This window comes from Paenibacillus elgii NBRC 100335 (assembly GCF_004000865.1).
Taxonomy (GTDB): domain Bacteria; phylum Bacillota; class Bacilli; order Paenibacillales; family NBRC-103111; genus Paenibacillus_G; species Paenibacillus_G elgii.
This window is the reverse complement of the sequence record NZ_BIMB01000101.1, coordinates 1-7,467: the sequence shown is the minus strand read 5'-3', so window position 1 is coordinate 7,467 and position 7,467 is coordinate 1. Positions and strand designations below refer to the sequence as shown.

The window sequence follows — 7,467 nt, the reverse complement described above, 5'->3', positions numbered from 1 at the left end:
ACGTGGATCACTTCAGACAGCACATCAATGTATGAGTAATCAAGGAAAAAGGCCTATCTCTGTGTGATTTCACACAAAGTAGACCTGTTTGTAATTATAATTATTTATTTATTTTATTTGAAAAAACTAAGACTCAAATACTAGTGGTAACTTATTTTGACCATCTTCCATGCTTTTCTTAATACTAACGTCATCAATGTACGAACAAATAAAGTCCGAAAGCTTTTTCCCTCCGTATCTTATTCTACCCATCTTGATGCGTGTACATAGAATAGGAAATTCTCCATTTTCATCAGGGTTCATAATGCATATAAATTTCATGGTATCATACAGTCTCTCGCCAGAAATTAAGACTATTCATCCCAAAATTTTGCTCTGCAATATCTAAGAAGTCAATTCCTCTGCCTTCCTTTCTAAATAAGTAGGCAGTACCTAGACTTCGTATAAAAAGGGAAAAGGATTGAGATACACAAATTTTTTTATCAAAAGGAATATTATTCGCAAAAGCAAAAATATGCCCAGTATTTGTATTGGTAAGAATGGAATAATAGTCTCCTGTCGCTATACAAATGTATTGATCTGTAAAAGTTAAAAGATTTTCTTGAGATAAATGTGTTTGAAGATCCCTTAACTTTTCAAGATAATTATTTCCATTTCCAAAATGCACTCCTGATATGCTAAAATCTCCAAAATCATAATCAGAAATCAATTTTTCAAAATCGGGATGAAATTTCACCCCAAGTATCTGCTCTGCTTTCTGATATCTTCATGTGATGTTTTTTTCTTTTTTAAGATTAGCCCTGTAACAATATGTTCCAAAGGCTTAAAATCAATTTCCAACATCATTACCATATCCTCTAACGAAATTAACCCTGTAGTCACGGCAAACAACCCCATTTATAATGCCATACTCCTCCTGAACCCACATGTGTTTCACGTGGTACAGGTATTGCATATCTTCCCCAATCAACATGGTGATGAATTAAAATATCTTTTAAGTAGCCATTATGCTCTGGAAAATGTTTAATCCATACATCATCAATTCTTGGTGATACTTTTAACCTAGAGTAGTTCTCAATCAGATACTTATTGGAAGGACTTAGTGTTTCCGGTCTCATTTTGGCCCACTGTTCCCAAAATTCTTTTGTATTTCGTATTCCACCTTTGCTTGTGGTCTCTCCACTTGTAAAAGTAAGTGTATCTATTGAGAATTTAGGATCGGGTCTGCCCGGAAAATTACTGTCGTATATAGGGCCTGTCTTCAAACTATAAAACAAGCAGAAATAGTGGTAGAATCAGGATATGAGAAGACGATATGAAATACACGACGAACAATGGGAAATCATTAAGGGTGTGCTGCCTGCGGAGCGAAAAAAGCAAGGCGGCCGGCCAGCTAAAGACAATCGGACGATGTTGAACGCGATGCTTTGGATCGCTAGAACCGGCGCGCCTTGGCGTGATCTGCCGGAGTATTATGGTTCCTGGAAAAGCGTATACACTCGGTTTCGCCGCTGGCAAATGGCGGGTGTGTGGGATCAAATTCTTGAACATGTTTCAATTGAACCCGACTTCGAAAATGTGATGATCGATGCGACCGTTGTCCGCGTTCATCAACATGGAGCCGGAGCAAAAGGGGGTAGTAATTCCAGGCGATTGGACGTTCCCGAGGGGGACTAACGACCAAAATTCACGCTATTGTTGATGCGCTGGGTAACCCTTTGCGTTTTGAACTTACGGGCGGGCAAAGTCATGATTGTGTTACAGGCTACGAGATGCTGATGTCAATGGAACTTGCAGGAACAAACGTTTTGGCAGATCGGGGCTATGACACCAACGCCATCTTGAATCTTCTTCAAGATCAACACGCTAATCCGGTAATCCCCAGTAAAAAATCTCGCCGTTTTCAGCGTCATTGTGACCGGTGGCTCTATAAAGAACGCCACGGAGTGGAATGCTTTTTTAACAAAATTAAACATTATCGCCGTATTGCCACAAGGTTTGAGAAATTAGCTTGTACTTTTAAGGCTTTTTTGACATTGGTTTCGATTATGATTTGGATGGCTTAAGTTTGAAGACAGACCCTAACATAACGTGCTTAGGAGAAATTTATTAATTTATTTTTAACCCAATGACATACAATGACATAGAAAAAAACAGGTCAATTAAGGTTATATCCGACCATAATCGACCTGTCTAATGCAATGAATTATCGCGGCTCAATATATCTTACATTTGTCTTATTCAGGCAAAGTAAAAATGACATCAAGCGGATCTTTACCATCAAAAAATTCATCATATAAACTTTTTACCATCATTGAATCTAGATCTGCCCCTTTCTCTAAAACCTCATCCAACTTTTCTAAAATGCTCACTTCTTTTAATGTTAATACTTTTAATGTAACGAGAGTATTCTTTATATTAAGTAAACCTCTAGGCCAGCAATCCTCATATACTCCTTTGTAGGAGTCATACATAAAAGTGATTTGACTTATTCCTGCATATTTCCTGCAGAGCGGATGCACTAACAATAAAAATTCAGCTATTATTCCAGACCGCCATCTTATGTTGTACGCTTCTCGTGCTTCGATCAACAATCCCAATAGTTCTTCTGAAACATTTTCCAAATCATTCATATCCATTCGAGAAAGTATCCAGATTGCATATTCTCTCTCTAAATTTTCCGCTAACTTTGTAAACACCTCATTTTTACTGATTCCTGCACGAATAAAACCTGCTAAGCATTTTGAAATGTGTTCCACGCTAGTAGCATTTTCACGTACACACAAAATATATTGTTCAAAAATTCCCTTCCAATATTTCTCATCAAATTTGTAGTCAATAAAACAACACTCAACAATAGTTTCTATTAGTGTAGCTTTATCATACTTATCTTCAATACGTGGCAATAGTTCACAAAGTAATTCGACAAATTCCTCTCCATAATAGTCTGATAAATTAGAATTAAACCTTAACATTCCTAACAGAGCAATAAAAGTCTGATATTCTTCCGTATCGTTTTTTTGTGTTAAATATCTAAATATATTATTCATATACTGAGCCTTTTTGTCCATAGAACACTCCCTCCCACTAAAAAGTAATGTTATCTCCCGTTTTCTCACGTAATCTCAATATTTCGACTTTGACAGCCTGAGCGGTAGTAGTGGAGTATGTAGCCCATGCAACTGAATGGAATCAGAGCGTAGGCAGGAACAGAGCTTAGGATGTCAGATTCCAAAACTGTTTGGTATAATCGCACAGTTGGATATCCAAATCTCACCCTCAGGGTTTACCCCTCCCATGTCACGCTGGGTCTATGCCCTCACATTCCTTCGTTCTACCTCTCAAAGGGTGGATGCCAATTCTTGCTCCTTTATGGGGTCGTTGCCCTTATATAAGGTACAGTCTTTTCCAAGTTCAATACCGCGAAAATCTACTGCTCGAGCCACGTGAATCTTCTTCGCAATCTCTGCACCTACAACCAGCGTTGAATCGGTAATTTGTGTAATGCGTTGATTCTGTTTCTGCTTAAGTTTATACTTCATGTTGAGTACCTCTTTCGTATGTGGGTTTTGTTCTTGCCGGAACGTTCCCCCAGTGTACAAGAGGTGCTTTTTTCTTTCAAAGCTCAAATTACTTCATTACAGGAATGGCTCCTTAATAATTAATTTTCCACTTTTCTTCATGTTCTTTTACACGCAAGCTTGCTTATCATCATCCATTCAGAGCACGTTCCCTGCTATATCTTAAATGTTATTAGGAAAGGTATCTTTCTTTTTCTTACAGGACGATCGTGTATATTTAAAAGTAAATCTTTAGTGCCATTGTACTACATTCCAATCAATCCCTTTGGAAACATACTTATAAATAATACGCATTACCCCGTTATTTCCGTTACGGTCACGTATATAGACAGAATTCCATCTCTCATAGTTCTGTCCACCAGCGCTACTTCTATTCGTTAGAATATGGTCATTAAGTGCCTGCAAACGGGCTCTAGCCCCAGCATCCCCTCTTGATTGAGCTGCTATATCATCAAGAATTTGATGAGCCAGATCTATTTCATGTTTATCTAAATTACGGGCTTTGGGTTTTCCCGAAACGCCACTTCTTATTGAAATCTTTTTGTAAAGATCCCCCCTTGGATTCGGAATATTCGCATGCTCAATTCCTAATAATTTTTCTGGTGGAATAGATTCTGCTTCAGCATTACTTGTCCCATCCATCGGATTACAATTCTGCTTGCCTTTACGTTTAAGCCCAAAAACATCAACCCAAGTATTCGGATCATGCACATAACCATATAATTGTATTCCACCAGCTAAACCAATCGGGTCCTGCTGCGTGTACATCCCTTCATGCGGCGAGTAATATCGGAAACGGTTGTAGTACAGTCCTGTCTCCTCGTCCTCGTATTGCCCCGGATACCGGAACGGGCATGCGCTGCGCTCACCTAAAAGATCTTGCCGCCGAACCTTCCCGTAAATGTCCAGCTCACACGACCATACCTTTTCCCCTGTATCGTCGTACATCTCAACAGGCGTACCCAAATGGTCTGTTATGATACTGTACGAGCCCTCTGGTGTAATCTTCGCGGTCGGATGAAACGTTCCGTCTTCAAAGATCCATGTGATCAAGCCGTCAGGATTCAGCGCTTGTCCCGGCCGCTGCTTCTCCTTCAGCTGTTCGCCGCCCCATTCTGCACCGTTTTCAGCTTGGATTTTCTCCGCTTTCCACTCATGCAGGATGGTATTTCCATCCCATACATAACAGTGTACCACACCGTTAAAATGCTTCTCAATCCTGCGACCAAGGCTATCATACGTAAACGTAACCTCCTGCCCATCCGGACGCACAACTTTGCTCATCATATTGTTGCCATAATACTCATAACGCCAATGCGTGCCGTCCGATTCTATCTTTCCAGTGAGATTTCCTTCTTCGTCGTAGCTGTACTTCGTTCCATTGAACTCCAGCAGCCGCCCGCCGGCTCCGTACGTCCGGTCCGTCTTATGTCCGTCGCTGTACAAATTCCCGACATTGTCGGCCATGCGGAAGATTTTGCCGAAGTCGTTCGTGGCCCCGATCAAGGTTCCAAAATCGTCGTATCCATACTGCGTTTTCTTGCCAGTCAGCTCGTTGAGCACGGATTTTAGACGGTTATTCACATCCCACGAATACTTTCGTCTGCGCGTTTCCCGTCCGCCTGCTTTTACACTGTGCCGTTCAGGCCGTCCTGCGACATCGTACTGCCAACTGCTGATCACGCCGCCCGGCAACAGTCTCTCGATCTCTTGCCCAAGCGCATCATACTTCATCTGCGCCATCCATGGCGTGCTAACGTTCTGGGCTGAGTCGCCTCCGCGCTGCTGCTGCGCCTGCATCTGGCTAACTTGCCCCAAGATATCGCGCTCCATCGTCACATGTGCGCCAAGGCTGCTGCTTACTTCCGTCCGGTTGCCCATTTCATCGTATTGGCTCGCTACCCAGTACGCATCCCGCCATTCCTTAATGACACGACCAGCCCGGTCATAATCTAGTTTTACCGTTGCAAAAGGATTGGCTGTCTCCAGTATATCCCCGACACGGTTGTACCTAAACGTCTCCACCAGACCGTCGCTGTATTCCACCTGCGTTACGCGTCCCATGACGTCATGGCTATAAGCCGTCCATCGTCCGCCTGGCCGCTCTACCTTCCGAAGCAGACCTGCGGGGCTTCGCACGTATTGCCGCACGATCCCGTCAAAGCCCGTCTCGCGAACGATACTTCCGTTCGCATCACGCTCCAGCACATACCGCTCGCCTCGCTCATTGATGACCTCGGTCAGTTCTTCTTCCTTGTTATAACTCAACTGGACACGTTTGCCCTTTTCTTCCCGCCAGATCAGCTTACCAAGCGGGGTATACCCGAACGCTACACGGTGCTGGTTATCTTCCGCGAGAATCACTTCGTCGTAGGCGTCATACTTCAGCTTAATTACATTACCATCCGGCAGCTCGGAGCGCACGACTCGGCCCAGCGCATCGTAGACCAGCACTTGCTTCGCTCCAAACGGATTCGTTTCCTGCAGACATTCTCCCCGGTGGTTATACGCCCACTTTCCACTCGTCCCGTCAGGCAGCGTGACCTCGATCAGGTTATCCTGATCGTCATAAACAAGCTTTGTTACCGCGCCTTTCGGATCGTGCACTTCGCTGATCCGATGCCGCTCATCGTAGGCAAAACGCGTCATTGTCTGATCAGGCCCGACAACTCCCTTCACTCGGCCCAATTCATCATACTGCCATCCCCGGATGCCGCCTTCCGGGTCCATCACCTGCTCCAGTCTTCCGTCTTCACGGTACGTATACTTCCATACGCCCCCATCCGGTTGCACTTCCTCAACGACCCGCCCGAACTCGTCGTACGCATACCGGGAAACACGGCCTTCCTCGTCCGTTTCGCTCAGCAGCTCGCCCAGCTCGTTGTATTCATACTGCACAACGCCGCCTAGCGGGTTGACGATCCGGGTGCAATAATACTCCGGGGTGTATTCGTACGTCGTCGTATGCCCCTGGCTGTTGCTCACTTCGTTCCAGCCGTCGTTGTACACAATGCGCCCTTCCAGCAGCCCGTCGTCCCCGTACGTATGAACACAGCGCGCTCCCGTGGTCGGGCCGTCATAACGCCAGTGGAAGCTGTACCCGTTGCGGTCCGTCTTCTTGAGCATCAGGTGACCTTCAAAAGACATGCGGGTCGTCTGTCCCAACGCATCCGTCACCTCGATGAGATCCCCCGCCTCGTTGTAGCGATACTGTACCAGCACCTCACGCTGCTCTCCGCGGTACACATGGGTCACTTTCGTGATCCGTCCAGCTTCGTCCGTCTGGATATCCAGCCTCCGGCCCACACTATCCGTCACCTGTTTCAAATACCCGCGGTCATCGTACGTAAGAACGATGGAATGTCCCCATTCCTGCCCAATCCGTTCCAGCCGGAATCTCGTTTCCATCCCTGTCTGCTTTCCGAAATGGTACGCCAGACGGCTGTCTTCCTCGAAAAGTACGTACCCCATCCCTTCCCGGCGCAAAATCATCCGTTCTTTCGGGTTTCGCGTTTCCATAAGTCCACGGTATAAGCGCTCAAACGAAACCGCCCGTCCGTCTGCGAGCAGTACACCAATGCAGTCATCCAGCACCTCCAGCCTCATATCCAGGCTGTGATGCACGCCATGACCGAGCAAGCCCCGATGGCCGCTGTCACTGATCCAGCGCCGATCCCATTGGATCGGTAGCGGACCCGGAAATTCGAAGTCGGTCGCTTCGCTCATCATCCGTCCCGTGATCAGATCGACTGGCTCAAAGCCCCATTTACAGAAACGGTCGCCAAGACCTTTGGTGCACTCGAATTTCTTCAACACTTTATGGTTAAACTTCGTAAGCGCCTTCTTCGCCCCGGATTTCTCCAACGCTTTCTGGAGCAACGCCTTG

The 7,467-nt window shown here is 45.2% G+C and carries 6 protein-coding genes and 1 pseudogene; 1 reads left to right on the top strand and 6 read right to left on the bottom strand.

Annotation, left to right across the window (positions count from 1 at the left end; translation table 11 throughout):
- Positions 1 to 325: 325 nt before the first annotated feature.
- Genes PEL01S_RS33775 through PEL01S_RS35805 form a run of 3 tightly spaced genes read right to left on the bottom strand, consistent with a single transcriptional unit; the run spans position 326 to position 1,265 of the window.
- Complete coding sequence (locus tag PEL01S_RS33775; protein WP_127463300.1) at positions 326 to 736, bottom strand: hypothetical protein; 411 nt, start codon at positions 734 to 736, stop codon at positions 326 to 328.
- Positions 733 to 897 carry a hypothetical protein gene (locus tag PEL01S_RS34755; protein WP_163767774.1) on the bottom strand — a complete coding sequence of 55 codons (165 nt, stop codon included), beginning with the start codon at positions 895 to 897 and terminating at the stop codon, positions 733 to 735. The genes PEL01S_RS33775 and PEL01S_RS34755 overlap by 4 nt, the downstream gene beginning before the upstream one ends.
- A complete protein-coding gene (locus PEL01S_RS35805) occupies positions 879 to 1,265 on the bottom strand; it encodes a hypothetical protein (RefSeq protein ID WP_204343494.1) in 387 nt (128 codons plus the stop codon). The genes PEL01S_RS34755 and PEL01S_RS35805 overlap by 19 nt, the downstream gene beginning before the upstream one ends.
- Before the next feature lie 37 nt (positions 1,266 to 1,302).
- Between PEL01S_RS35805 and PEL01S_RS33765 the strand changes: the two genes are divergently transcribed.
- Positions 1,303 to 2,066, top strand: a protein-coding gene (locus PEL01S_RS33765) for an IS5 family transposase (protein ID WP_127463297.1) whose coding sequence is annotated in 2 segments (ribosomal slippage) — positions 1,303 to 1,645 and positions 1,645 to 2,066 — 765 coding nt in all. Because the reading frame shifts where the segments join, the coding sequence is not laid out codon by codon here.
- Between the two features lie 171 nt (positions 2,067 to 2,237).
- Here PEL01S_RS33765 and PEL01S_RS33760 read toward each other — a convergent pair.
- From PEL01S_RS33760 to PEL01S_RS33750, 3 genes and pseudogenes are all read right to left on the bottom strand, one after another.
- Entirely contained in the window at positions 2,238 to 3,071 is an 834-nt protein-coding gene (locus PEL01S_RS33760) for a hypothetical protein (RefSeq protein WP_127463295.1), read from the bottom strand.
- Positions 3,072 to 3,404: 333 nt separating this feature from the next.
- A pseudogene (locus tag PEL01S_RS33755) lies at positions 3,405 to 3,542 on the bottom strand (IS110 family transposase); the annotation flags it as partial.
- A gap of 270 nt (positions 3,543 to 3,812) precedes the next feature.
- On the bottom strand, positions 3,813 to 7,467 hold a 3,655-nt coding region (locus tag PEL01S_RS33750; protein ID WP_164824373.1), incomplete at its 5' end, for a DUF6531 domain-containing protein.

Coding starts and splice junctions, on each gene's coding strand:
- PEL01S_RS33760 (WP_127463295.1), bottom strand. CDS start 3,071: ATGGACAAAAAGGCTCAGTATATGAATAATATATTTAGATATTTAACA.
- PEL01S_RS34755 (WP_163767774.1), bottom strand. CDS start 897: ATGGGGTTGTTTGCCGTGACTACAGGGTTAATTTCGTTAGAGGATATG.